We start from the raw sequence: 22,393 nt of genomic DNA, 5'->3' as shown, positions 1-22,393 counted from the left end.
GGCCGGGCCGCCGTGTCGCGGACACCGGTCAGCGCCCCGGCGAGGCCGGCGAGCACCGTGGGGCAGACGCGGTAGCACACCCAGGTGCCGCGCCGCTCGCTCAGCAGCAGCCCTGCCGCGCGCAGCTTGGTGAGTCGGTGGCTCACGGTGGGCTGGGACACTCCGACGTCGGAGATCTCGCAGACACAGGCCTCACCCGCCGGGTGCGAGGCGATCTCGGAGAACAGCGGCAGCCGCACCGGGTCTCCGAGCGCCGTGAACATGGCGGCCATCGTCTCGGCGTCATCCTGGTGAGAGTGCCGTCGGTCAGCGGTGCGCAGCAGGGCGCGGCAGGGACCGATTGCGGACGGCTCAGAATGGTTCGACAGGTGTCGATCCCGGCGCGGGCCGGGGCGGGGCGCTCCGGAGCGGATCCCGCGGGTGGCCCAAAGGTGTCCACCGTCCGTCTCACTTCCCGGGCGCGGGCCGGACGCCCGGGCCGCAGGTCGTAACCTGGCGGTGTGACCGTGAACGCTGACAGCAGCACTCCCGTCGCCTCCTGGCGTGACCTTCCCGCGGCGCAGCAGCCTGACTACCCGGACCCCGAGGCTCTGCGCGCTGTGATCGCGGACCTCGAGACCTATCCGCCGCTCGTGTTCGCCGGAGAGTGCGACCAGCTCCGGGACCGGCTGGCTTCCGTGGCCAAGGGGGAGGCGTTCCTGCTCCAGGGCGGAGACTGCGCCGAGGCGTTCGACCAGGTGAGCGCGGACCACATCCGGGCCAAGCTGAAGACGCTGCTGCAGATGAGCGCGGTGCTCACCTACGCGGCGGCCGTGCCGGTGGTGAAGGTCGGCAGGATCGCCGGGCAGTACTCCAAGCCGCGCTCCAAGCCGGTGGAGACCCGCGACGGCGTGACGCTGCCGACCTACCGGGGCGACTCCGTCAACAGCCCGGACTTCACCGAGGAGGCGCGGACCCCGGACCCGGAGCGGCTGCGCCGGATGTACCACGCCTCGGCCGCGACCCTGAACCTGGTGCGCGGCTTCACCACGGGTGGGTATGCCGACCTTCGGCAGGTGCACGCCTGGAACCAGGACTTCGTGCGGAACTCCGCCTCCGGCCAGCGCTACGAGGCGCTCGCCCGGGAGATCGACAACGCGCTGAACTTCATGTACGCCTGCGGTGCCGACCCGGCCGAGTTCCACGCGGTGGAGTTCTACGCCTCGCACGAGGCGCTGCTGCTCGACTACGAGGCGGCGCTGACCCGCGTCGACTCGCGCAGCGGCAAGCAGTACGACGTCTCCGGGCACATGGTGTGGATCGGGGAGCGGACCCGGCAGCTCGACGGGGCGCACCTCGCCTTCGCGGCGACACTGCGCAACCCTCTGGGCGTCAAGCTCGGCCCGACGACCACCCCGGAGGAGGCGCTCACGCTCATCGACCGCCTCGACCCGGACCGCGAGCCCGGACGGCTCACCTTCATCACCCGGATGGGCGCGGACAAGATCCGTGACCGGCTGCCCACCCTGGTGGAGAAGGTCACCGCCTCCGGCGCTCAGGTGGCCTGGGTCAGTGACCCGATGCACGGGAACACCTACGAGGCGGCCTCCGGGCACAAGACCCGTCGCTTCGATGATGTGCTCGACGAGGTCAAGGGCTTCTTCGAGGTGCACAAGGAGCTGGGCACCCACCCGGGCGGCATCCACGTCGAACTGACCGGCGACGACGTGACCGAGTGCGTCGGGGGCGGCGACGAGATCTTCGTCGACGACCTGCACCAGCGCTACGAGACGGCCTGCGACCCCCGGCTGAACCGCAGCCAGTCCCTGGACCTGGCCTTCCTGGTCGCCGAGATGTACCGCGCGCAGTAGCGACGGCACACCGGCCGGGCCGCTTGCCCGGGCGGACGAGACGGTGCCGGGCCGACGAGACGGTGCAGTGGGGCGCGGATCACATCGATCCGCGCCCCACTGCGCGTTGGCACCACCGGGCATCAGGGGTAAGGTAAGCATTACCTCACCAAGCCCGCGTGGGGGCCGATCCGATCCCCTGCGGAGGTCAGCGGTGTACGTCTGTTCGTGCTTCCGTGTCACCGAGCAGCAGGTGCGTGAGCACGCTGCGGCCGGAGCCTGCACTCCGCGTCAGATCGCGTCCGAGAGCAAGGCGGGCACCGACTGCGGTTCCTGTGTCCGCCGCATCCAGGGCCTGCTGGGGCGCGGTGCCGGCTGTCCCCGGCGCGAGCCGGTCGCAGCGCATCGGTCGGCTGCCGCGGCGGGGAGCGCCGTACCGGCCCTCCCGCTCACCCAGCAGCCCGCCGCAGCCTGACGTCGGGCACCGCTTCCGGCACGTCAGCCGGTGGGCTGCTCGATCTGCTGTGCGAGGTACAGCGGCTCGCCCAGTTTCTCGATCAGCTCGAGCTGAGCATCCAGATAGTCGATGTGGTGTTCCTCGTCCTCGAGGATCGTTTCGAAGATCCTGGCCGAGGTGACGTCGCCCTTGGCCCGCATCACCGTGATTCCGCGCCGTAGCCGGTCAATGGCCTCGACCTCGATCTGGCGGTCCGCCTGGAACATCTCGGTGACCGTCTGCCCGACCCGGACGTGGAACAGCCGCTGGTAGTTCGGCAGGTCCTCCAGGAACAGAATGCGGTCGGTGAGAACCTCGGCGTGCTTCATTTCGTCGAAGGACTCGGCACGTGTGAATTTTGCCAGCTTGGTCCAACCGAAGTTCTCCTGCATTTTCGCGTGCAGGAAATACTGGTTGATGGCCGTGAGCTCGGCGGTCAGCTGTTCGTTGAGAAACTCGATGACCTCGGGGTCGCCCTGCATGGCAGTGCGCTCCTTCCGGAGAGACGGCAGTGGTCAACGCATCGTGGCACCACCGACCCGCCAGCGTCCAGTAAGCGAAGGCTTACCGAATACGGTCCATAATCGCAGGTGAGGACCTCGGTGGGGTGGCAGTGCAGCGCTGTTGGACGGGTCTGTCACCATGGAGTCATGGGAGAACCGGAAGGTCACGCGGAGGAGAACCGGAACTCCTCCCCGGACCGCCTTCCGCCGGGACAGCGGCTGCAGCGCGGCTGGCCCGTCACCCATTACGGCCCGGTGCCGAAATACCGGCCCGAACGCTGGGACTTCCGGGTCTTCGGGGCCACCGGGGACGGTGACAAGCACCGCTGGACGCACGAGGAGTTCTCGGCACTGCCGCACGAGACGGTGGTCGCCGACCTGCACTGCGTGACCCGGTTCAGCATGCTGGATGCCGAGTGGGGCGGAGTCCGGGCCCGCACCGTGCTGGAGCTGGTGCCGCCGGCCCCGGGGGTGAGCCACGTGATGGTGTGGGCCGAGTACGGCTACAGCGCCAATCTGCGGCTGGCCGACTTCGCCGCCGAGGGGTCCGTCTTCGCCACCCACCGTGCCGGTGAGCTGCTGACCGCCGAGCACGGCTTCCCGCTGCGCCTGGTCGTGCCGCAGCTGTACGGCTGGAAGGGCCCGAAGTGGGTGCGCGGTGTGGAGTACATGACCGCCGACCGGCGGGGCTTCTGGGAGGAGCGCGGGTACCACAACATCGGCGAGGTGCAGCGCGAGCAGCGGTACTCCTATCAGGAGGAGCCGGGCGACGGCCCTGAGCTCTGAGCGCCGGAGCGCCGGCCGGCGTACCCGGCCCCCGTCCGTCACCCTTCGTCGCGCAGCGCCTTCAGCCGGGCGACGTCCGCCGCGTGGCCCTCCCGGCCGCCGGGCGTCTCGATCACCAGAGGCACACCAACGGTGGCCGGATGGCGGAACAGCTCCCGGAAGGGCTCCGCGCCGATGTGCCCCGCGCCGATGTTCGCGTGCCGGTCCTTGCGGGCGCCGGTGACGTCCATGGAGTCGTTGGCGTGGATCAGCTTCAGCCGGCCCGGGCCCAGCACGTCGGTCACCTCGTCCAGCAGCGCCTTGACTCCGCCCGGCGCCGCCAGGTCGTGTCCGGCGGCGAAGGCGTGACAGGTGTCCAGGCAGAGGCCCAGCCGGGGATGCCGGTCCAGGGCCTCGGCATACGGCTCCAGGTCCTCGGCCAGCGAGCACAGCGAGAATCCCTGGCCGGCCGTGGGCTCGAGCAGCAGCCAGGGATCGTCCGGGTGGGTCAGCTCCTCCAGCAGCGGCAGCAGTCGCTCCCGGACCTGCGCCAGCGCCGTGGCGCGGCTGCGGCCCCCGGTCGCCGAGCCGGTGTGCACCACGACGCCGCGCGCTCCGATCGCGCGTCCCCTGCGCAGCGAGTGCCGCAGGGACAGTACGGAGCTGTCCACGGTGGCGGCGGTGTGCGAGCCGAAGTTGATGAGGTAGGGCGCGTGGATGTGGACCGGCAGGCCCTCGGCGGTGCAGGCGGCGCGGAACTCTTCGTCCTGGCGCGGGCTGCCCGGCGGGGTGGCCCAGCCGCGCGGATTGGCGACGAACACCTGGACGGCCTCGGCGCCCATCGCGCGGGCATACGGAATGCCGGTGGCCGCGAGGCCACCGGCTACCGGGATGTGACTTCCCACCGGGTTGCGGTCCCGGCCCAGGGGGGCGGCCGGGAAGTGGAGAGGGGTGGTGCTGGGGGGAGGCGCAGTGGTGCTCACGCCTCCAGCTTGCCAGCCGGGCGGAGCCGGCCGGGCACCGGTCAGTACGGGCCGTTCACGTTGTCCATGGAGCCGTAGCGGTCGGCCGCGTAGTTGGCTGCGGCGACGATGTTGGCGACCGGGTCGTACAGGTCGTATGCCGTGCCCGGGACGTGGTAGGCATCGAACGTCGGCTGGATGACCTGCAGCAGCCCCTTGGACGGCACGCCGTTCTTGGCGTTGATGTCCCAGAGGTTGATGGCGAACGGATCGCCCGAGGACTCCCGCATGATGTTGCGGTGCAGGCCCTCGTAGCTGCCCGGGATGCCGTGCGCGGCCATGATGTCGAGCGATTCCCGTATCCAGCCGTCCAGGTTGTTGGAGTACGCGGTGGCCGCGGGGGCGATGTCCGTGCGCTCCGCGCTCCGGTCCGCGGCGGGCTCCTCGGCCCGCTGCCCGGCGGGGCGGTCCGCGGCCTCCTGCTCCTCGATCTGCTCCCGCACCGTCGTGCCCCACTCACCGGCGAAGACCGTGTGGTCCCCCGAGAGCTCCGCGGAGGCCGCCGCGTGGGCGACCGGTGCGGCGTCGGCGGCCGCCGCCGCGGCGACGGGGTGGGTGTCGGCTGCGGCGGGAACCGGAGCGAAGGTGAATGCCAGAGCGGCTACGCCGATGCCGGCGAACGACGTGGTGGCGGCCTGCCGGGTGAGGGACAGCCGGCCCTGTCGGAGCAACTGGGTGGCACGCATCAAGGGGGACCTCATCTTCGTTTCGGGGGGTTCGAGACAATTCGTAACAGCCCCGGAAAAGGCGTGGCAAAGACCCTTTTTACTAGGTACAACCGTAGATACAGGAGAAAGTCATCCTCAGGGGCGACCGTGTCGGAGGCCCGAGGGAAGGGGTGCGGGGAAAAATGGCCCACTATCCGGAGTCGTATGTGACGAAGGTCCTTGTGAGGGCCTTCACAACCGCAAGCCGCCCCGCGCGTGTCCCCGCGGCGGAGCGGGCGGGATATTCCCGGGACGGGACCGGTGCGTGCCGGATTCTCGCGACGGCCGGGTTTTCCGGTGTCTTCCCGCGCCGGCCGGCGGGCGCGGGAACTTTCCTCAGCGCAGGTGGATGATGATCGTGGAACCCCGCTCCGCGGTGTCCCCGCTGTGCACGGACTGGTTGAACACGGTGCCGGTCACGAAGTAGCGGCGCACCGAGACCTCGAAGCCCGCTTCCTCCAGCGTTTCCCGGGCCTCCCGCTCGCGCATGCCCCGGACATCCGGGACCTCGATCATCTCGGGGCCCTTGGAGATCGTCAGGGTGACGGTGTCGCCCACCGCGGCGGTCCCGCCCCCGTCCGGCGATTGTTCGGCCACGGTGCCCTCCGGATGCACGGAGTGCACGCGCTCCCCGTGGACGTCCACCTCGAAGCCGGCGCCGTCGAGCTGCTGGATGGCGGTGCCCTCCGCTTCACCGGTCACATCGGGTACGTCGATCTCCACGCCCCGGCTCACCACCAGGGCCACCGCTGAGTCCGGGCGCCGTTCCTGGCCCGCGGGCGGGTCGGTGCGGATGACCGCCCCCTGCGGAACGTCCTCGTGGAACTCCGTGCTCTCCGTGCCGGGGGTCAGGCCGGCCTCGGTCAGCTGCTGCTGGGCCTCCTCGACCGGTACACCCTCCAGTTCCGGAACCGTCACCACCTCCGGCCCGCGGGAGACGACGACGGTGACCGCGGCGTTCCGCCGGATCCGATCCCCGCGCTGCGGGTCGGTACTGATGACATGACCGCGTTCCACGGTGGGGGAGAAGTCCTCGGTGACCCGCACCCCCAGCCCGGCCTCCCGCAGCGTCTGCTCAGCCTCCGCCTGCGGCACCCCGTACACCCCGGGGGTCCGGGTGAACTGCCCGGAGTTGATGTACCACAGACCGGCGCCGGTGCCCAGCACTGCGAGGACGGCGAGCACCAGGGCCCACACCGCCCGCCGGGGCAGTGGCCGTCGCCGGCCGGCTGCCGGGGGCGCCTGGGGCACCTCCGGCAGGGCGAAGCGGGCGGTTCGGTCCGTGCCGTGTGCGGGCGTCACTCCCGGGGGAAGCGGTACGACACTGGTCACATCCTCCGGCCCGGCCGCGTCCCTGCCCCGGCCGGCCGCCGTCTCCGCGCGTCGCGGCGGCGCGGTGTCCAGCTGCCCCTCGGTCAGCACCGCCCGGGCGGCCCGCAACCGGGAGAGCAGCGCGGCGGCGTCGGGCGGCCGGGCCGCGGGCGTCCGGGAGGTGGCCCCGGCCACCAGGGCGTCCAGCTCGGCCGCCAGGCCCGCCACCGCCTCCGACGGCGGCGGCACGTCCCGGTTGACGTGCGCCAGCAGCACCTGTGCGGCGGAGTCCCCGGTGTGCGGCTTCGCGCCGGTCAGCAGCTCGTACAGCATGATCCCGCAGGCGTACACGTCGGCACGGGTGCCGACCGTGCCGTGCTCGATCTGTTCCGGAGCGAGATAGGAGAGGGTGCCCAGCAGGGAGCCGGTGGCCGCGGAGGTCTGGGTGTCCACCCCGCGCACCAGGCCGAAGTCGGCGACCTTGACCCGGCCGTCGTCACCGATCAGCACGTTCTCCGGCTTCATGTCGCGGTGCACCAGGCCCGCCCGGTGCGCGGCGCCCAGGCCGGCCAGCACGGGCTCCATGAGATCCAGGACCGCCCGGGGCGGGAGAGCACCGGTGTCGCGCAGCACATCCCGGAGGGTGCAGCCGGCCACGTACTCCATCGCCAGGTAGACGTAGGCACCGTCAGCGCTCTGGTCGTGCACCCCCACGATGTTCGGATGATCCAGCCGGGCGACGGCCTTCGCCTCCCGGATGAACCGTTCGACGAACTCGGCGTCCACGGCCAGCGACGGGTGCATCACCTTCAGCGCGAGCACCCGGTCGAGCCGGGTGTCCAGGGCGCGGTAGACCGTGGCCATGCCGCCGACGGCGATACGTGCCTCGACGCGGTACCGGCCGTCGAGTACCTGCCCGAGCAGCGGGTCCCTGAGGGTGGTGTTCACAGCGGACAAGTTTACGAGCCGTCACGGTGGCTCCGGGACCTGTGCGCGGCGGGCCCCTCGTACTGCCTCCGGACTGCTTCCGTACTGCAGCTGAACGGTTACCCGAATCCCGGAACCTTCCCCGGCCCCCGGGCTCCGGAGGGCCGGGGCGCCGCCCGGCACGGGGGCACCGGCCGGGTCAGCCGGTGAACGCCGGCCGCTCCGGATCCAGCACCGCCATGCCCTCGGCGGGTGAGGAGGCCTCCGCGAAGTGCCGGCGCGGAATCCGCCCGGCCAGCCGGGCGAGCCGTCCCGCCTCGACCGCGTGCCGCATCGCCCGGGCCATCAGCACCGGGGACTGCGCCCGCGTCACCGCGGAGGCCAGCATGACCCCCGCGCAGCCCAGCTCCATGGCCAGGGACACGTCCGAGGCGGTGCCCGCACCGGCGTCCAGAATGACCGGGACCTCGGCCCGTTCGGTGATCAGCTGGAAGTTGTGCGGGTTGCGGATGCCGAGCCCGGAGCCGATCGGCGACCCCAGAGGCATGATCGCCGCACAGCCGATGTCCTGGAGCTTCTGCGCGACCACCGGGTCGTCGTTGGTGTAGGGCAGCACGGTGAAGCCGTCGTCGACCAGGATCTCGGCGGCGTCCAGGGTCTCCACCGGGTCGGGCAGCAGGGTGCGCTCGTCCGCGATGACCTCGAGTTTGACCAGCTCGGTGCCCAGTGCCTCCCGGGCCAGCCGGGCCGTCAGTACCGCCTCACCGGCGGTGTAGCAGCCCGCGGTGTTCGGCAGTACCCCGATCCCGAGCTCCGCCAGCACCGACAGCACCGAACCGTGCACCGCGGGGTCGAGCCGGCGCATCGCCACCGTGGTGAGCTCGGTTCCGGAGGCCGCCAGCGACTCGCGCAGAACCTCCAGACTGGGCGCTCCGCCGGTGCCCATGATCAGCCGGGACGCGAGGCGGGCCCCGCCGAGCACGAGCGGCTCGTCGGCCGAGGCGGTCATCGCGCTCACCCGCCCTGCACCGCGGTGAGCACCTCGACCCGGTCACCGGGACGCAGCGCCGTCCCGGCCCACCGGCCGCGCGGGACCACCGCTTCATTGACGGCTGCGGCAACCCCCGAGGGCGCCGCGGTCAGGCCGGCTATCAGCGCGTCCAGCGTGGTGCCGGGCGCGACCTCACGCGGCTCGCCGTTGACGGACAGGGACACCGGCACCGGGGCGGTGCCGGAAGAGGGGGCGGTGGTCACGTCAGTACCTCCTGGCGTGGGCGGGAGAAGCGCAGCGCGCCGAACGGGCGGGCCACCTCGGGAAGCTGTCCGGTGGTCAGGGCGTCGGCCAGCACGTCCCCGGTGACCGGGGTCAGCAGGATGCCGTTCCGGTGGTGGCCGGTGGCCAGCTGCAGCCCGGGAAGCGCGGTGGGCCCCAGCAGCGGGGCGTTGTCCGGGCTGCAGGGACGCAGCCCGGCCCGGGTCTCGGCCAACGGCAGCTCGGTCAGCCCGGGAACCAGCTCGTGCGCGTCGCGCAGCAGCTCGTAGACCCCTCCCGCGGTGACGGTGGTGTCCCAGCCCTGCTCCTCGGACGTCGCACCGATCACCAGCTCGCCGCTGACCCGCGGTACCAGGTACACGGCGGAGCCCCGCACCACGGCCCGCACCGTGCGGGACAGGAACGGCGCGTACCGCCGCGGCACGCGCAGGCGCAGAACCTGCCCCTTGACCGGGCGGACCGGAGGCACCACCTCCGGCGGGATCCCCTCCAGGGCTGCGCTGTGGCTGCCGCCCGCCAGCACCACCTGTCCGGCCGGGAGCGTTCCGCCGTCGTCCAGCAGCACCGCGGTGGCCCGCTCCCCGGCGGTCACCAGCCGCCGGGCCCAGGACCGCCGGAAGATCACCCCGGCCCGCTCGCAGGCGGTGAGCAGCGCGGCGGACAGCAGCCGCGGGTCGGTCTGGTGATCGCCGTCCACCCGGAGCCCGCCGCGTACCCCGGGAGCCAGCATCGGCTCCAGCTTCCGGCACTCCCTGCCGGAAAGCCACTGCGAGACGAGCCCGCACCGGTGCTGGAGCGCGTGCAGCTCCTTCAACTGGGCCCGGTCGTCGGAGTCCAGCGCCACCGCCAGGGTGCCGCACGGGCGGTAGCCGATCTCCTGCCCCGCGGCCTCCTCCAGCTCGGCGCTGAACTCCGGGTAGCGGCGGGCGGACGCCAGATTGAGCGCGAGCAGGGCCTCCTCGCCGTGATGGAGCTCGGTGACGGCCGCCAGCATGCCGGCAGCGACCTCGGCGGCTCCGCCGCCCGGCCGCGGATCGACGACGACGGTGGAAAGGCCCCGCTGGGCCGCCCGCCAGGCCGTCACCAGGCCGATGACGCCACCACCGATGACCAGCACATCGTGGGATCGCTCGGACATGACCGTGCTCCTCCTCCCTTCGCCGGCATGACCCGGATCAGGTTCGTACGGTCGGAGGCCGGCCGGCCTCCCTCTCAGCCCGGTCGTCCGGGCTCCCGTGGGTGCTTCGTGTCCGGCCAGCGTAATACCCTCACCGGGCGGGCTGTGCTTCCGACGTCACCGCCCATGCCGTTGTCGGCCCCGTGCCGTCACCGTCAGCGAGGAAAGGAGCCATGGGATGCCCGTGGCGTCACTGGAGGGGCGGACCTTCGCTCCGGTCGCCGACCAGCAGGCCGGACAGGTCGGCACCCGGACCCGCTTCCGCTACCACCAGCACGGCCACCAGGTGTGGGCCGACTATTCGGGCGGCGACATCGTGCGGGGAGCCCTGATCGGCACCCGCTCGGAAGACATGATCGACTTCCGCTACGTCCAGCTCCGCACCGACGGCACCACCGCGTCGGGTCACTGCGTGAGCCGGATCGTCGCGCTCCCCGGCGGACGGCTGCGTCTGGAGGAGAGCTGGCGGTGGGAGTCGCAGCCCGGCCGCGGCACCAGCATCGTCGAGGAGACCGGCGACGGCCCGGAAGCGCCCCTTCCCGGATAGCCGGGCCACCCTGCGCCTCCGGCGCCGGAGCGCTCCGGAACCTGCACGCTCCGCCGCTCTCCGGGCCGTGCCGCGGCGCCGGACCCTATGCTGACGCGCGTGAGCGAACAGAGCCAGCAGCGAGTCGTCATCGCCGGAGCGGGCCTCGCCGGGGTGCAGACCGCGGTCCAGTTGCGGGAGCAGGGCTGGGAGGGCGCCGTCACCCTCCTGGGCGCCGAGCCGCACCGGCCCTACGACCGGCCGCCGCTGTCCAAGGACATCCTGCTCGGCAAGGCCGGCGCCAGTGAGTTCGAGGTGGACTTCCGGGCGCTCGGCATCGAGCTGCTGACCGGCTGCCCGGTCACCGCCCTGCGCCCCGCGGACCGGGAGGTCGACACCCCCGGCGGGCCGGTCGGCTACGACCACTGCGTCCTGGCCACCGGTGCCGAGCCGCTCGCGCTGCCCGGCACCGCCCGCGACCCGGACGCATTCCTCCTGCGCACCCTCGACGACGCCCACCGGCTGCGCCGGGTCCTGGACAAGCGGCGGGACGTGGTGGCCGTCGGCGCGGGCTGGATCGGCGCCGAATTCGCCACCGCGGCCCGCGCGGCGGGCTGCCGGGTGACGGTCGTCGAGGCCGCGGCCCAGCCGCTGGCCGGCGCCCTGCCCGCCGCGGTCACCGAGCCGATGCGGCAGTGGTACGCCGACGCCGGCGCCGAACTGCTCACGTCCCGCACCGTCACCGCGGTCCGCAAGGGCGCGGTGGAGCTGGCCGACGGCCGGCTGCTGCCCGCCGACGCGGCGCTGATCGGCATCGGCTCCCGCCCGGCCACCGCCTGGCTGACAGGATCGGGGATCCCCCTGACCCCGGACGGGTCGGTCCGCGCGGACGCCCGCCTGCGGGCGGGTGTCCCGGGGGTGCACGCCGTGGGGGACTGCGCCTCCTTCCCCTCCGCCCGCTACGGCAGCCGGATGCTCGTCCACCACTGGGACAACGCCCTGCAGGGTCCGCGGACGGTGGCGGCCGGCATTCTCGGCCGCGACGCGCTCCACGATCCCGTCCCGTACTTCTGGTCGGAACAGTTCGGCCGCACCGTGCAGTACGCGGGCCACCGCGGTGAGGGCGACGAGCTGGTGTGGCGCGGCTCCCCGGCCGACGCCTCGTGGTCCGTCTGCTGGCTGCGCGACGGCGTACTGCGCGCCCTCCTGGCGGTGGACCGCCCCCGCGACCTCGCCCAGGGCCGCCGCCTCATCGAACGCGCCACCGCCCTGGACCAGGCCCGCGCGGCGGACCCCGCCGTCCCCCTGAAGTCCGCCGCCCGCTGACCTGCCGCGGGATGAGAGGGCGGCCGGGAAGGCGTGGGGAGGCCGCGGTGACGGTTGTCCGCCACAGATGGCAGGCTGGGACACGTGACCGAGATTGACGAAAAGATCGACGCGCTCGTACCTGCCTGGCTGACGCTTCCCGACATCGCGGAAATGTGCGAAGTGGAGGTGACCCGGGTCCGCCAGTGGATCAGGGAGGGTCTGCTCATCGCCGTGCGCCGCGGTGAGAACCGGGTGCTCATGGTGCCCGCCCAGTTCATGGCCGAGGACCGGATCGTGAAGGGCCTGTCCGGCACCCTCACGCTGTTGCGGGACGACGGTTTCGACGTCGAGGAGATGGTGGAGTGGCTGTTCACCCCCGACGACAGCCTGCCCGGCACCCCCGCGCAGGCGCTCCACGAGAACCGGGGCACCGAGGTGAAACGCCGGGCGCAGGCGCTCGCGCTGTGAGTGAGTGCCTGCGGCGGCGGTTGCTGCCCGTGCCGCCGCAGGCCGCTGGGCCGGGGGCCGGCCGCTGAGCACACCCGGCCGGGCCCGGACCGTCCCACGACCACCAGCCGAACCAGGGGACCTTTCATGCTTGCCGACGCACGCCTCTATCTGTGCACCGATGCCCGGAAACGGCAGGGTGACCTGCCGGAGTTTCTCGATGCGGTGCTGGCCGCCGGCGTGGACATCGTGCAGCTGAGGGACAAGGGGATGGAGGCGGCAGAGGAGCTCGATCACCTCGCGGTGTTCGCTGACGCCTGCCGACGGCACGGCAGGCTGCTGGCCGTCAACGACCGCGCCGACGTCGCGCACGCCGCCGGGGCCGATGTGCTGCACCTGGGCCAGGGGGACCTGCCGGTGCCTGCCGCCCGTGCGCTGCTCGGCAACGAGGTGCTGATCGGCCGGTCCACGCACAGTGAGGCCGAGGTGGACGCCGCGAGCGAGGAGCCGGGTGTGGACTACTTCTGCACCGGCCCCTGCTGGCCGACCCCGACCAAGCCGGGCCGTCCCGCCCCCGGCCTGCCGCTGGTGCGGTACGCCGCCGCCCTCCGCAGCGGCCTGCCCTGGTTCGCCATCGGCGGCATCGGCGAGGACACCCTCGAGCAGGTGCTCGATGCCGGGGCCCGCCGGGTGGTCGTGGTGCGGGCACTCACGGAGGCGGACGACCCCGGGCAGGCGGCGGCCCGGCTGGCCGGGCGGCTGCGGGAGCGTCCGCTCCTCGGATACTGATATTCCGCCCACCGGGCTGTGGGTAGCCTGTCGACCATGGCTCTGGGAATCCCTTCTGTCCGCACCGACGGTGCGCTGACGGTGCGCGACTTGCTGGCTTCCGGCGAGCGTTCTTACTCGTTCGAGTTCATGCCGCCCCGCACCGAGAAGGGGGAGCGGACCCTGTGGAACGCCATCCGCCGGGTCGAGGCGGTGGCGCCGACCTTCGTCTCCGTCACCTACGGCGCCGGCGGCTCCTCCCGGGACGGCACGGTACGGGCAACCGAGCGGATCACGACCGAGACGACCCTCACCCCGGTCGCCCACCTGACGGCCGTCGGCCACTCCGTCGCCGATCTGCGCCACATCATCGGCCAGTACGCCGACGCGGGGATCCGCAACGTGCTGGCGCTGCGCGGCGACCCACCGGGCGATCCCCTGGGGGACTGGGTCAAACACCCCGGGGGTGTGAGTTACGCCGCAGAGCTGGTCGAGCTGATCAAGGCGTCGGGGGACTTCTGCGTCGGGGTGGCGGCCTTCCCCGAGATGCATCCGAGGTCCTCGGACTGGGAGTCCGATATCCGGCATTTCGTGAACAAGTGCCGTGCCGGGGCGGACTTCGCCATCACCCAGATGTTCTTCCACGCCGACGACTACCTGCGGCTTCGGGACCGGGTGGCCGCCGCGGGGTGCCCGACGCCGATCATTCCGGAGATCATGCCCGTCACGAACGTGCGGCAGATCGAGCGGTTCGCCCAACTCAGCAACGCTGCCTTCCCGCCGGAGCTCGAGCGGCGGCTCCTCTCGGTCAAAGACGATCCGTTGGCTGTACGCTCGGTCGGAATCGAGTACGCCACGGAGCTCTGCGCGAAGCTGATGGAAGAGGACGCCCCCGGGCTGCACTTCATGACGCTGAACCACTCCACGGCGACGCTGGAGATCTACAAGAATCTCGGTCTGCACCAGCGGGCCCGGGGTCACTGAGGAGAGGGCGTACATGGGCTGGACGGTCCTCTACATCGCGTTCGGGCTCGTCGCTCTCTGGTTGCTCGGTGAAGTGCTGCTGCAGTACAAGGCCCGGCTGCGGTGGCGGCTGACCGCCTTCTTCGGTTTCCTCACCGTGGTCTTCGGTGTCCTGCTGCCCTCGGTGTACGTGATCGCACTGGGCACCATCGCCTTCGCGGTGGGCCAGACCTGCGTGACCCTTTCCTTCCGCCGCGGCTTCTCCACCGGCTGGGCACTCGGCGGCAGCCCGGGCACCAGCCGGCGTCGCCGGGACGTGCAGCCGATGGAGCCGCTCGATCACGACCCGGACGCCGACGTGTACGGAGTGCCCGCGGAACACGACGAGCACGGCGGTCATGCCGGGCCGGACGGCGACCTCCGGGACGACGGCCGCCCGTCGTACGACGCGTACGCCACACCGGACGCAGGCTTCGAGCGGCCGGACGAGAGCTGGGCCCCGCAGGATGTCTATGCCCCGCTGGAGGACTACGCGCGCACCGCCTACGTCCCGCAGGCCGGGGACTCCCGGGAGAGGGAGGTCTACGCAGGGGGCCCTTCTCCCGCCCGCAGCGACGCCTACGCCGCCCCGGCGGCCCCCTACGCGGACCCGTATCAGCAGCAGGAGCAGTACGCCGCCTACGCACAGGACGCCGCGCCGCAGACACAGCCCTTCGCCGCGTACTCCGATCCCTACATCGGGGGAGCGGGCAGCCGGCCGGTGTCCTACCCGGACTACGGCGGTCCCGCATACCCTCAGGATGCGCCGGCCCACCAGCCGTACGCGCCGGCGCAGGACCCGGCGGACGGTGGCCCGTGGTCCGGGGCGCAGCCCTCCTACCAGGAGACCCCGCCCGGCGGCGTATGGATGCCGCAGCAGCGCGACCCGGCCGCCCCCGACCCGATGACGGGTTACCCGCAGGACGGGCCGCACGGGCAGCAGCCGGACGGGTCGTACCCGCAGCCGGGTGCCTACGACGGCGGCCAGGGGTACTACTACAACGAGCCGCGCTACTGACGACCGGCCGCCGGGTGCGACGGGGCTGGGCTCAGTAGGAGCCGCGCCACTGCGGCCCCTCGACGATCAGCCCGGCCGACAACGCACCGGACATGCCCGCGTGGGCGAGCCCGCCGCCCGGGTGGGCATGTCCGCCGACCCGGTAGGACCCTGCCGTCGGCCCCGTGCTGGGGGCGGTCAGGAAGGCGCCGCCGGCACCGGCCAGCGCCGGACCCGGCACCACGCCACCGGGGGAGCCGGTGTCCCGCTCGACATCGGCGGGCGTCCGCACCACCCGCCACAGCAGCCGGTCGCGCAGCCCGAGGCCGGCCCGCTCCGCGGCGTCGAGCAGCAGGTCGGCGAACGCCTCCCAGTCCGTGCCGCCGGGCGCCCCGTTGCTCCCGGCGGCGGGAACGGCAGCGGTCAGCACCGCGCTCTCGTGATGCGCGTCCGGGCGCAGCGCCGCGTCGTCGGGCCGCAGGAGGGTCACCACCGGATGCACCAGCGGATCGCCGTACGGGTCCGGTGCGTGCAGCACCGTGCGGTGCGCGGTGCCCGGCGGGCGGGAGCCGCGCAGCGCCAGCAGGACAGTGCAGCGGCTCTGCCCGAGGAGGGGCGTCTGCGGTTCCGGGGCGCCCCAGACCACCGTATCCGCCCCGAATGTGCGGCCGTCGGCGAGCTCCACACCGGCCGCCCGGCCGTCCGCTTCCAGGATCCGGGCGGCGTGGGCGCCCATGACGAACTCCACGCCGCGGTCCAGACAGCGCCGGTGCACCGCGTCGGCCAGGGCACGGAGGCCGCCGAGCGGATACCAGCTGCCGAATGCCTGCTCCATGTACGCCAGCACAGCCGCGCTCGCCGGGGCGAGGCGGGGATCGATGCCGTAGTCCCGCACCGAGGAGGCCAGCAGCGCCGCCAGCCGGGGGTCCTGGAGCTCATCCCGGCCCAGGTCCGCCAGCGCGGGCGGGCGGCGGCGCAGCCGGCCCCGGCGGCGCACCACCGGGTACGGGTCGCGGCGCAGGGCGGCGCCGGCGGCGGATCCGGCCGTCAGTGGCTCTTCCATGAGCGGACGCCGGGTGGCCTCCCAGGTCTGCCGGCCACGGCCGAGGAGCGCCGTCCAGCGGGCTCCCGCCGCGTCACCGAGTGCGTCGTCCAGCGCCCGCCGGACACCTCCGAGGGAGAAGCCGGGAAGACGGACCGCGGTGCCGTCCGCGAAACGGTGTTCGGCGGCCGGGTCGACGCGGGTGAGCGTGAGGCATTCCTCCAGCGGCTGCTTGCCGGTCTTGACGAACAGGTCGCGCCAGACGGCCGGCAGGTGCAGCAGGCCGGGTCCGGTGTCGAAGGCGAACCCGTCCCGCGTGTACTGCCGCACCGCTCCGCCGTGCGTGCTGCCGCGTTCCAGGACCGTCACCCGATGACCTGCCACGGCCAGCCGTGCCGCGGCCGCCATGGCGCCCATACCCGCGCCTACCACCACGATCCCTGCCATGAGCAGGTACCTTACCGGTGCCGTGCGGGCCGCTCACCGCTGCCCGTCCGCCCCGCCCGGAACGCCTCCGCGCCGGCGCGGGCCGACTTCCCCGAGTACTCGGACGACGGGCGGCCGTTCCCGGTCCGGTGGATGAGTACTGCCTGAGTATCCGCACGGATGGGCACTGCCCTCCGCGCAGGGCAGTGTGGTCGGCGCGGGGGAACGGGCCCGCACCGCCGACACGGGGCGGCGGAGCGGGCGGCCGCAGCTGGTCGGCCGGCCACACATGCGGGAGGGGGCATGTGTGGCCGGCCGTCAGCCGCGCGGGTCTCCGACGGCCCGGCTGCTCCCGGCAGTTCCTCCGACGGGTCCGCCGGTGTCGATCGTGCCTCTCAGCAGCATGGACAGTGCCGAGTGGACTTCGTCGAGCGACCGGTCCGGCTGGAATGCCTGCCAGTCCAGTGCGGTCACCAGAACCATGCCGACCAGCGCGGAGGCGGTCAGCGGGACATCGGTCCGCTCGTCCAGCTCCCCGGAGTCCCTTCCCCGGAGGAGCACATTCTCCACGGTCGCCACCGCTTCCTGCCGTTTCCGCAGCAGCACGGGGTTCCACGCGCGGTTGGTGCGCCACAGCTCGGCGACGTACAGCTGGGTGAGCGACGGATGTCCGTCGACGAAGACGAGCCCTGCCCGGACCATGCTCTCCAGGGCGTCCATCGTGCCGCCGCCCCGCTCCCGTGCCTCGTCCGCGGCCTCATGGAGCGAGCCGATGAGCAGCCCGACGCCGTGCAGCAGGAGCTCCTCGAAGAGCTCGGTCTTGCCGGCGAAGTTGTAGTACACCGTCCCCTTGGCGACCCCCGCCCGTTCGGCGATCTCCTCCACCGTGGTGGCGGAGAAGCCCTGCTCGGCGATGAGGCCGGCCGCTGCCTCGAAGAGTTTCTGCCGGGTCGCGCTCCGGCGCGGCCTGCTGCTGCGTGCCATGGGGCGATTCTCTCCCCGCCGGGCGGTACCTCCTCCGGTCCCGGTGGAGTCCTCGTACTCCGTGGGGGCGGCGACGTTCGCAGGGGTTTGCACAGCCCGGTGCTCGTTGTCAGTGCCATGGGAGAGGATGTGCTCAGATGCGAAGAACCGAACAGAACATCGAAGAGTTGCACCGCTGATTGACGACAGGAGGCTCGTCATGACCGGACTCCCGACTGATGTGCACCCCGTGCTGCGCAGGGCTCCCGCCCCGCCCGCCGCCCTCGATCTGCTCGCCCAGGCGGAGCGCGGCCTGGAGGAGGCGGCGCTCCGGGAGGACGCCGGCGACGCCTACGTCGCTGTGCACCTCGCCGCGCTGCGCACCGCTGCCGCGGTGCTCGCGGTCCGCGGCCGGCCCGAGGCGACCGCGAGGGGGCGCCGGAGCATCCGCAGCGTCTGGGACGTGCTCCCGGAGATCGCTCCCGAGCTGAACGAGTGGAGCGCGTTGTTCGCCGCGAGCGCCGTGCGCCGGGCGCGGGTCGAGGCCGGTGTCCGTGGGGCTGTCACCCGGCGGGAGGCCGACGACCTGGCGCGGGCCGCCGGTGTCTTCCTGCGCCTGGTCGAGGAGCAGTTGCGGGTCCAGCCGGTGCTGCCGCGCGGGCGGCGGGAGACCTGAGCGGCGGTCCTCCAGCGGTGAGGCCATAAGCTGGAGCCGCCCGACCGCACCGACCGAGGAGCCCCCCGTCATGCCGTCTGAGCCGACAGCACCCGGCCCGCACACCGCGCTGCGCACCGGGGTGGTGTGGGAGCTGCTCCGTACAGCCCTGGAGAGCCGGGCGGAGGCCGCCGGGCGGCCGTCCCTGGAGGTGCTGGACACCGGAGGGGGCAGTGGCAGCTTCGGTGTCCCGGTGGCCGGCCTCGGACACCGGGTGACCGTCGTCGACCCGAGCCCGAACGCGCTTTTCGCACTGGAGCGGCGGGCGGCCGAAGAGGGCGTGGCCGACCGGGTGCGCGGTGTGCAGGGGGACACCCAGGACTTGCTGGAGGTCGCGGGGCGCGGCGCCTATGACATGGTGCTCTGCCACGGTGTCCTGGAGTACGTCGAGGACACCGCGGCCGGGGTGCGGGCCGTGGCGGACGCGCTGCGGCCCGAGGGCGGCACGCTCAGCCTGCTGGCGGCCGGCGTCGGCGGCGCGGTGCTCTCGCGTGCGCTGGCCGGTCACTTCGAGGAGGCCCGCCACGCACTCTCCGACCCCCAGGGGCGATGGGGGGATGCCGACCCGGCACCGCACCGTTTCACCGTCGCGCAGCTCACCGGCCTGGTGACCGGTGCCGGGCTCGAGCCCAGCGCGGTGCACGGCATCCGGATCTTCGCCGATCTGGTCCCCGGAGCTCTGGTGGACACCGACCCGGAATCGCTGCAGGAACTCACCCGGCTGGAGGCTGAAGCCTCGGCCCTCCCCGCCTACCAGGCGATCGCCGGGCAGCTCCATCTCCTCGCCGAACGCCCGGGCCGGGCTCCGAGCCCCTGAACGGATGCTCAGCCCGTATGATCGGTAGTACGCCTCCGGCATGACACGATGAACGTGGGGGAAAGACATGTCCATCCCCTCGGGATCCGGCATCCTGGAGACAGCGGGCGATATTGGCGTAGAGGGTGGGTACTAGAGGGTGAACGCCCTGCCTATTCTTGAAGGGTCGGATCCGGTCGCCACCGCGGCCGACGAGTAGGAGGACTCCGTGCCGCTCTCGGAGCACGAGCAGCGAATGCTCGAGCAGATGGAGCGAGCGCTGTACGCCGAAGATCCCAAGTTCGCGACAGCGCTCGAGGGAAGTGAGCTGCGTACGTACACCCGCAAGCGGGTCTACCAGGCGGCCATGGGATTTCTGGTCGGCGTCGCGCTCCTCATGGGCGGCATGGTCGCCCAATTGATCTGGCTGAGTGTCGTCGGGTTTCTGATCATGCTCGGCAGCGCAGCGCTGGCAGTGACCGGATGGAAGAAGACACCGGTCCAGAGCGTCCAGCAGGACATGCAAGCGGGAGCCGACGGCCCCGGCACCAAGGCCGAGCGGGCGTCCGGCAGGCGGCGACGGTCGGTCATGGGCCGTATCGAGGAGCGCTGGCAGCGACGCCGCGACGAGCGGGATCACTGAACGCGGCGACACCACCGCCGGAAGTACCGGAACCGGGCAGCAACCCCCGCGGGGAGCGTCCGGTTTTCGTGTGGTCCGGGGCAGGCCCGCCGGCCCTGCCCAACGCCGCTGACCGCGGCTGATCGCCCGCACCCGGGCCTCCGCCGTTCGCCTCGGCGGGCCCGCCTCCGGCTGGCCACCGCGCCCCGGCCCCGTCCTGCCTGAGGACGGGCCCATGCCCCGTCCTCAGGCACCGCGGCCGGGTCGCGACAGCGCGCGGGCCAGCCGGTCCAGCACCCCGGTCGCGCCGGCCCCGGCCCGGGCCCGGCGCTCGGCCCACACTCGGGTGAGGCGTGCGGCGGACGGCGGCAGCAGCGCGGCCCGCAGCCGGAGCCGCCGCCCGGCTGTCGCCCGCAGCCCGGCGCTCGCACACCGCACCTCCGCCGCGAGAACGTCTCCGACCTCCCCGGCGGCGCTCCGTGCCGCGTACAGCTCCTGCTCGACCGCCCCGGCCACCCGGTGCGCCGCCGTCGCCGCAGTCTCGGACAGGCCGCCCACCGCCACCATGCGCTGCGCTGCCCGCCGGGGTGTCTCGGAGGGCTCCGGCAGGATGCCGAAATCCCAGGCCGTGTCGGAGAGCTCACGCCAGGCGGCCAGCGGTCCGGCACCCGGGGCGAGCCGCCGGGCCCGGGACCGGGACCGCCACAGCCGGGGAGCCGCGGCCAGGGCAGCGAGCAGCAGGCCCCCGCCGGCCGCCCAGAACGGCAGCCACGAGGCGGCAGCGCCACCGTCCGGTCCGGGCACCGGGCCGGACGCGGCCTCGTCGCAGGCACCGGGCTCCAGCATCGGGTCGCAGCGCTCGGGATCCGCGGGCAGCGCCCCCGTCGCGTCCGGGCCGTCCGACGCGTCCTCCCGCTCCGGTGTCTCGGTTTCCCGGGACCGTTCGCTGGGGCCGGGCCTCTCCGGCCGGGTGTACGGCGGGAGGCTGCCCTGCCCCGGCGTCGGCTCGAAGCGGACCCAGCCCACGCCTTCGAAGTAGAGCTCGGGCCAGGCGTGCGCGTCGTGGATGCCCACCCGGTAGGAACCGTCAGCCTGCCGCATACCGGGAGTGAATCCGACCGAGACCTGGGCCGGGATGTCCAGGGTGCGGGCCATCGCCGCCATGCTGAAGGCGAAGTGGATGCAGAAGCCCTCCCGGGCCTCCAGGAAGCGGGTGATGGCCTCGGCGCCGGTGCCCGAGGCCACATCGGTGTCGTAGCGGAAGCCGCCCTCCCGGGTGAACCAGTTCTGGAGGGCGACCGCCCGTTCGTGGTCGTTGGCGGCCCCCGCGGTGACCTCCAGAGCCTGCCGGTGGACCTGTTCCGGCAAGCTGTCCGGCACCTGCGTGAATTCCTCCCGGATGACCGAGCTGGCCGGAGCCGGTGCCCCGGCGAGCTGTTCCGCGGTGGGTTCGAGCAGCAGATGCCGGACTTCGTAGGTGAGTCCCGCCGTCGTCAGATCCCGGCGGCTGGAGGTCAGGGTGCGGGAGTAGATGTCGTACACCCAGGCGCCTTCCGCGGCGATGTCGATCGCCGGGGACGGCACGGGCAGGCTCCGCTGCGCGTAGGACTCGTCGGCCGTGACCGAGGTGCTGACCATGGTGGTATCCACCTCGCCGGACAGCCCGGCGACCGGCCAAGGGACCTCCGGCGCTTCGTCGAGGGTGTTCCCGCTGGAACTCCAGCTCTCCCCGTCGAACCGGTCGAGTGCAGTGAGCCGCAGATACATCTCCCGGGGAGTGCTGTCCGTGCGGTAGGTCAGCACGGTGCGGTTCTGCGGCTGGTTCAACTGGTCCTGGAGCGCGACGACCGGGTTGACCGCTGTCAGGGCAGGCTCTCCGGGCACGCCTCCGCTCACCCGTCCGGAAAGGTCCAGCAGGCCCTCGCCCAGGGAGGGCAGCAGCAGCGGGGCGAGCGCGGCCACGGAGAGCGCCACCACCGCGATCCGCCGCCCGGTGCGCAGCCGGGGGCCGGCCGCTCGCGCACCACGGTCCTCCGGACGCGCGGTGGACGGCCGGGCGGGCGCCGGCTGATACCTGCCCCAGTGCGCCAGCCGGTCCCGGCTCTCAGCGAGCAGCAGCAGGAGGAAGCCGCTCGCCGCGATCAGGAAGTACGGCCAGTGGGATCCGCCCTGATCGACACCGGCCGCCACCGCGTACAGGGCCAGCAGCGGGAGTCCGGCCGGCGCCGCGCTGCGCAGGGTGACAGCGAGCAGGTCGACCAGCAGACCCACGGTCAGCACGCCGCTGAGCAGCAGCAGCTGTATACCGTCGGTGACCGGGGCGGGGACGATGTAGTGGCCTATGTCGGAGGTGCCCGCGGACAGCAGCAGCCCGAGTTCCCGTAGCGCCTCCGGCCCCGGGACCAGGCCCCCGAGGGCATACCCCGGCACAGTCACCAGGGTGAGCAGGAGACCCGAGGTCAGGATTTGTGCCGTGAACGTCAGTACTCCGGACCGGCCCCATCCGCGGAGCACCGCCCCCACCGTGCCCTGCGCCGCCAGGAGCAGGGCTGCCTGTACCAGCCATGCGCCGCTGTCGACCAGCGGCAGCAGCGTGCAGGCCGCCGCCACGGTCGCCGCCCAGGCGGCGGCCGCGATCCGGATCCGGCCGTCCATCGAAACTCCTTCACAAAGAGCCGCCGGCCGGGTGCCGGCGGTGGAGCGCGTGCCCGGACCGGCCGCGCCGGATACCGCCGGGCCGTCCGGGAAAGGCTCAGGCGCCGGGCGGAACC

At 72.8% G+C, this 22,393-nt stretch carries 22 protein-coding genes, 1 pseudogene and 1 riboswitch; of the genes and pseudogenes, 12 read left to right on the top strand and 11 right to left on the bottom strand.

What is annotated here, in order from left to right; translation table 11 throughout:
- Window positions 1–26: 26 nt before the first annotated feature.
- A pseudogene (locus tag PJ985_RS20275) lies at window positions 27–355 on the bottom strand (ArsR/SmtB family transcription factor); the annotation flags it as partial.
- Between the two features lie 145 nt (window positions 356–500).
- Here PJ985_RS20275 and PJ985_RS20270 point away from each other — a divergent pair.
- A complete protein-coding gene (locus PJ985_RS20270; protein ID WP_271685294.1) occupies window positions 501–1,850 on the top strand; it encodes a class II 3-deoxy-7-phosphoheptulonate synthase in 1,350 nt (449 codons plus the stop codon).
- A gap of 193 nt (window positions 1,851–2,043) precedes the next feature.
- Window positions 2,044–2,304 (top strand): (2Fe-2S)-binding protein, encoded by a 261-nt coding sequence (locus PJ985_RS20265; RefSeq protein WP_271685293.1) that lies wholly within the window; start codon window positions 2,044–2,046, stop codon window positions 2,302–2,304.
- 23 nt (window positions 2,305–2,327) lie between these two features.
- Here the strand turns inward: PJ985_RS20265 and bfr are convergent, their stop codons facing one another.
- Window positions 2,328–2,807 (bottom strand): bacterioferritin, encoded by a 480-nt coding sequence (bfr, locus tag PJ985_RS20260; RefSeq protein WP_271685292.1) that lies wholly within the window; start codon window positions 2,805–2,807, stop codon window positions 2,328–2,330.
- 168 nt (window positions 2,808–2,975) lie between these two features.
- Between bfr and PJ985_RS20255 the strand changes: the two genes are divergently transcribed.
- Window positions 2,976–3,614, top strand: coding sequence for a sulfite oxidase-like oxidoreductase (locus PJ985_RS20255; RefSeq protein WP_271685291.1), 639 nt, complete (start codon window positions 2,976–2,978; stop codon window positions 3,612–3,614).
- Between the two features lie 38 nt (window positions 3,615–3,652).
- Here PJ985_RS20255 and PJ985_RS20250 read toward each other — a convergent pair whose 3' ends face one another.
- From PJ985_RS20250 to thiO, 6 genes are all read right to left on the bottom strand, one after another.
- Complete coding sequence (locus PJ985_RS20250) at window positions 3,653–4,519, bottom strand: deoxyribonuclease IV (protein ID WP_271685389.1); 867 nt, start codon at window positions 4,517–4,519, stop codon at window positions 3,653–3,655.
- 98 nt (window positions 4,520–4,617) lie between these two features.
- Window positions 4,618–5,301 (bottom strand): transglycosylase SLT domain-containing protein, encoded by a 684-nt coding sequence (locus PJ985_RS20245; protein ID WP_271685290.1) that lies wholly within the window; start codon window positions 5,299–5,301, stop codon window positions 4,618–4,620.
- Window positions 5,302–5,658: 357 nt separating this feature from the next.
- On the bottom strand, window positions 5,659–7,581 hold the full coding sequence (gene pknB / locus PJ985_RS20240; protein WP_271685289.1) for a Stk1 family PASTA domain-containing Ser/Thr kinase: 1,923 nt from the start codon (window positions 7,579–7,581) through the stop codon (window positions 5,659–5,661).
- A gap of 178 nt (window positions 7,582–7,759) precedes the next feature.
- Window positions 7,760–8,569, bottom strand: a complete 810-nt coding sequence (locus PJ985_RS20235) for a thiazole synthase (protein WP_271685288.1) — start codon at window positions 8,567–8,569, stop codon at window positions 7,760–7,762.
- Between the two features lie 5 nt (window positions 8,570–8,574).
- Entirely contained in the window at window positions 8,575–8,775 is a 201-nt protein-coding gene (gene thiS, locus PJ985_RS20230; protein WP_271685388.1) for a sulfur carrier protein ThiS, read from the bottom strand.
- A 35-nt stretch (window positions 8,776–8,810) separates the two neighbouring features.
- Window positions 8,811–9,971, bottom strand: a complete 1,161-nt coding sequence (thiO, locus tag PJ985_RS20225; protein ID WP_271685287.1) for a glycine oxidase ThiO — start codon at window positions 9,969–9,971, stop codon at window positions 8,811–8,813.
- A riboswitch (TPP riboswitch) is annotated at window positions 9,969–10,080 on the bottom strand. It overlaps the preceding gene by 3 nt.
- A gap of 108 nt (window positions 10,081–10,188) precedes the next feature.
- Here thiO and PJ985_RS20220 point away from each other — a divergent pair.
- The 6 genes from PJ985_RS20220 (at window position 10,189) to PJ985_RS20195 (ending at window position 15,079) form a co-directional block, all read left to right on the top strand.
- Window positions 10,189–10,557: a hypothetical protein gene (locus PJ985_RS20220; RefSeq protein ID WP_271685286.1), complete on the top strand. Its 369-nt coding sequence runs from the start codon at window positions 10,189–10,191 to the stop codon at window positions 10,555–10,557.
- 99 nt (window positions 10,558–10,656) lie between these two features.
- On the top strand, window positions 10,657–11,862 hold the full coding sequence (locus PJ985_RS20215) for an NAD(P)/FAD-dependent oxidoreductase (protein ID WP_271685285.1): 1,206 nt from the start codon (window positions 10,657–10,659) through the stop codon (window positions 11,860–11,862).
- Between the two features lie 84 nt (window positions 11,863–11,946).
- Window positions 11,947–12,312 carry an Rv2175c family DNA-binding protein gene (locus PJ985_RS20210; protein WP_271685284.1) on the top strand — a complete coding sequence of 122 codons (366 nt, stop codon included), beginning with the start codon at window positions 11,947–11,949 and terminating at the stop codon, window positions 12,310–12,312.
- A 126-nt stretch (window positions 12,313–12,438) separates the two neighbouring features.
- On the top strand, window positions 12,439–13,080 hold the full coding sequence (thiE, locus tag PJ985_RS20205; protein WP_271685283.1) for a thiamine phosphate synthase: 642 nt from the start codon (window positions 12,439–12,441) through the stop codon (window positions 13,078–13,080).
- Window positions 13,081–13,116: 36 nt separating this feature from the next.
- On the top strand, window positions 13,117–14,043 hold the full coding sequence (gene metF / locus PJ985_RS20200) for a methylenetetrahydrofolate reductase [NAD(P)H] (protein WP_271685282.1): 927 nt from the start codon (window positions 13,117–13,119) through the stop codon (window positions 14,041–14,043).
- A gap of 13 nt (window positions 14,044–14,056) precedes the next feature.
- Entirely contained in the window at window positions 14,057–15,079 is a 1,023-nt protein-coding gene (locus tag PJ985_RS20195; RefSeq protein ID WP_271685281.1) for a hypothetical protein, read from the top strand.
- A 31-nt stretch (window positions 15,080–15,110) separates the two neighbouring features.
- Here PJ985_RS20195 and PJ985_RS20190 read toward each other — a convergent pair whose 3' ends face one another.
- Together PJ985_RS20190 and PJ985_RS20185 are read right to left on the bottom strand one after the other, a co-directional pair.
- Window positions 15,111–16,547 (bottom strand): phytoene desaturase family protein, encoded by a 1,437-nt coding sequence (locus PJ985_RS20190; protein WP_271685280.1) that lies wholly within the window; start codon window positions 16,545–16,547, stop codon window positions 15,111–15,113.
- Window positions 16,548–16,844: 297 nt separating this feature from the next.
- Entirely contained in the window at window positions 16,845–17,510 is a 666-nt protein-coding gene (locus PJ985_RS20185) for a TetR/AcrR family transcriptional regulator (protein WP_271685279.1), read from the bottom strand.
- A 199-nt stretch (window positions 17,511–17,709) separates the two neighbouring features.
- On the opposite strand from PJ985_RS20185, the gene PJ985_RS20180 reads away from it, so the two are divergent.
- The 3 genes from PJ985_RS20180 (at window position 17,710) to PJ985_RS20170 (ending at window position 19,643) form a co-directional block, all read left to right on the top strand.
- Window positions 17,710–18,165, top strand: coding sequence for an SAV_6107 family HEPN domain-containing protein (locus PJ985_RS20180; RefSeq protein ID WP_271685278.1), 456 nt, complete (start codon window positions 17,710–17,712; stop codon window positions 18,163–18,165).
- Between the two features lie 70 nt (window positions 18,166–18,235).
- Window positions 18,236–19,021, top strand: coding sequence for a methyltransferase (locus PJ985_RS20175; RefSeq protein WP_271685277.1), 786 nt, complete (start codon window positions 18,236–18,238; stop codon window positions 19,019–19,021).
- A gap of 208 nt (window positions 19,022–19,229) precedes the next feature.
- Window positions 19,230–19,643: a DUF3040 domain-containing protein gene (locus PJ985_RS20170; protein ID WP_271685276.1), complete on the top strand. Its 414-nt coding sequence runs from the start codon at window positions 19,230–19,232 to the stop codon at window positions 19,641–19,643.
- Window positions 19,644–19,868: 225 nt separating this feature from the next.
- Here the strand turns inward: PJ985_RS20170 and PJ985_RS20165 are convergent, their stop codons facing one another.
- Window positions 19,869–22,277 (bottom strand): transglutaminase family protein, encoded by a 2,409-nt coding sequence (locus PJ985_RS20165; RefSeq protein WP_271685275.1) that lies wholly within the window; start codon window positions 22,275–22,277, stop codon window positions 19,869–19,871.
- Window positions 22,278–22,393: the final 116 nt, after the last annotated feature.

Source organism: Streptomyces sp. ACA25 (assembly GCF_028200735.1).
Taxonomy (GTDB): Bacteria; Actinomycetota; Actinomycetes; order Streptomycetales; family Streptomycetaceae; genus Streptomyces.
The sequence above is the reverse complement of the archived record's forward strand: the minus strand, read 5'-3'. Positions and strand labels throughout refer to the sequence as shown.

Excerpts from the sequence above, each read along its gene's own strand:
- bfr (WP_271685292.1), bottom strand. The coding sequence starts at position 2,807 with ATGCAGGGCGACCCCGAGGTCATCGAGTTTCTCAACGAACAGCTGACC.
- PJ985_RS20255 (WP_271685291.1), top strand. The coding sequence starts at position 2,976 with ATGGGAGAACCGGAAGGTCACGCGGAGGAGAACCGGAACTCCTCCCCG.
- PJ985_RS20245 (WP_271685290.1), bottom strand. The coding sequence starts at position 5,301 with ATGCGTGCCACCCAGTTGCTCCGACAGGGCCGGCTGTCCCTCACCCGG.
- PJ985_RS20235 (WP_271685288.1), bottom strand. The coding sequence starts at position 8,569 with ATGACCGCCTCGGCCGACGAGCCGCTCGTGCTCGGCGGGGCCCGCCTC.
- thiO (WP_271685287.1), bottom strand. The coding sequence starts at position 9,971 with ATGTCCGAGCGATCCCACGATGTGCTGGTCATCGGTGGTGGCGTCATC.
- PJ985_RS20220 (WP_271685286.1), top strand. The coding sequence starts at position 10,189 with ATGCCCGTGGCGTCACTGGAGGGGCGGACCTTCGCTCCGGTCGCCGAC.
- thiE (WP_271685283.1), top strand. The coding sequence starts at position 12,439 with ATGCTTGCCGACGCACGCCTCTATCTGTGCACCGATGCCCGGAAACGG.
- metF (WP_271685282.1), top strand. The coding sequence starts at position 13,117 with ATGGCTCTGGGAATCCCTTCTGTCCGCACCGACGGTGCGCTGACGGTG.
- PJ985_RS20195 (WP_271685281.1), top strand. The coding sequence starts at position 14,057 with ATGGGCTGGACGGTCCTCTACATCGCGTTCGGGCTCGTCGCTCTCTGG.
- PJ985_RS20190 (WP_271685280.1), bottom strand. The coding sequence starts at position 16,547 with ATGGCAGGGATCGTGGTGGTAGGCGCGGGTATGGGCGCCATGGCGGCC.
- PJ985_RS20185 (WP_271685279.1), bottom strand. The coding sequence starts at position 17,510 with ATGGCACGCAGCAGCAGGCCGCGCCGGAGCGCGACCCGGCAGAAACTC.
- PJ985_RS20180 (WP_271685278.1), top strand. The coding sequence starts at position 17,710 with ATGACCGGACTCCCGACTGATGTGCACCCCGTGCTGCGCAGGGCTCCC.
- PJ985_RS20175 (WP_271685277.1), top strand. The coding sequence starts at position 18,236 with ATGCCGTCTGAGCCGACAGCACCCGGCCCGCACACCGCGCTGCGCACC.
- PJ985_RS20165 (WP_271685275.1), bottom strand. The coding sequence starts at position 22,277 with ATGGACGGCCGGATCCGGATCGCGGCCGCCGCCTGGGCGGCGACCGTG.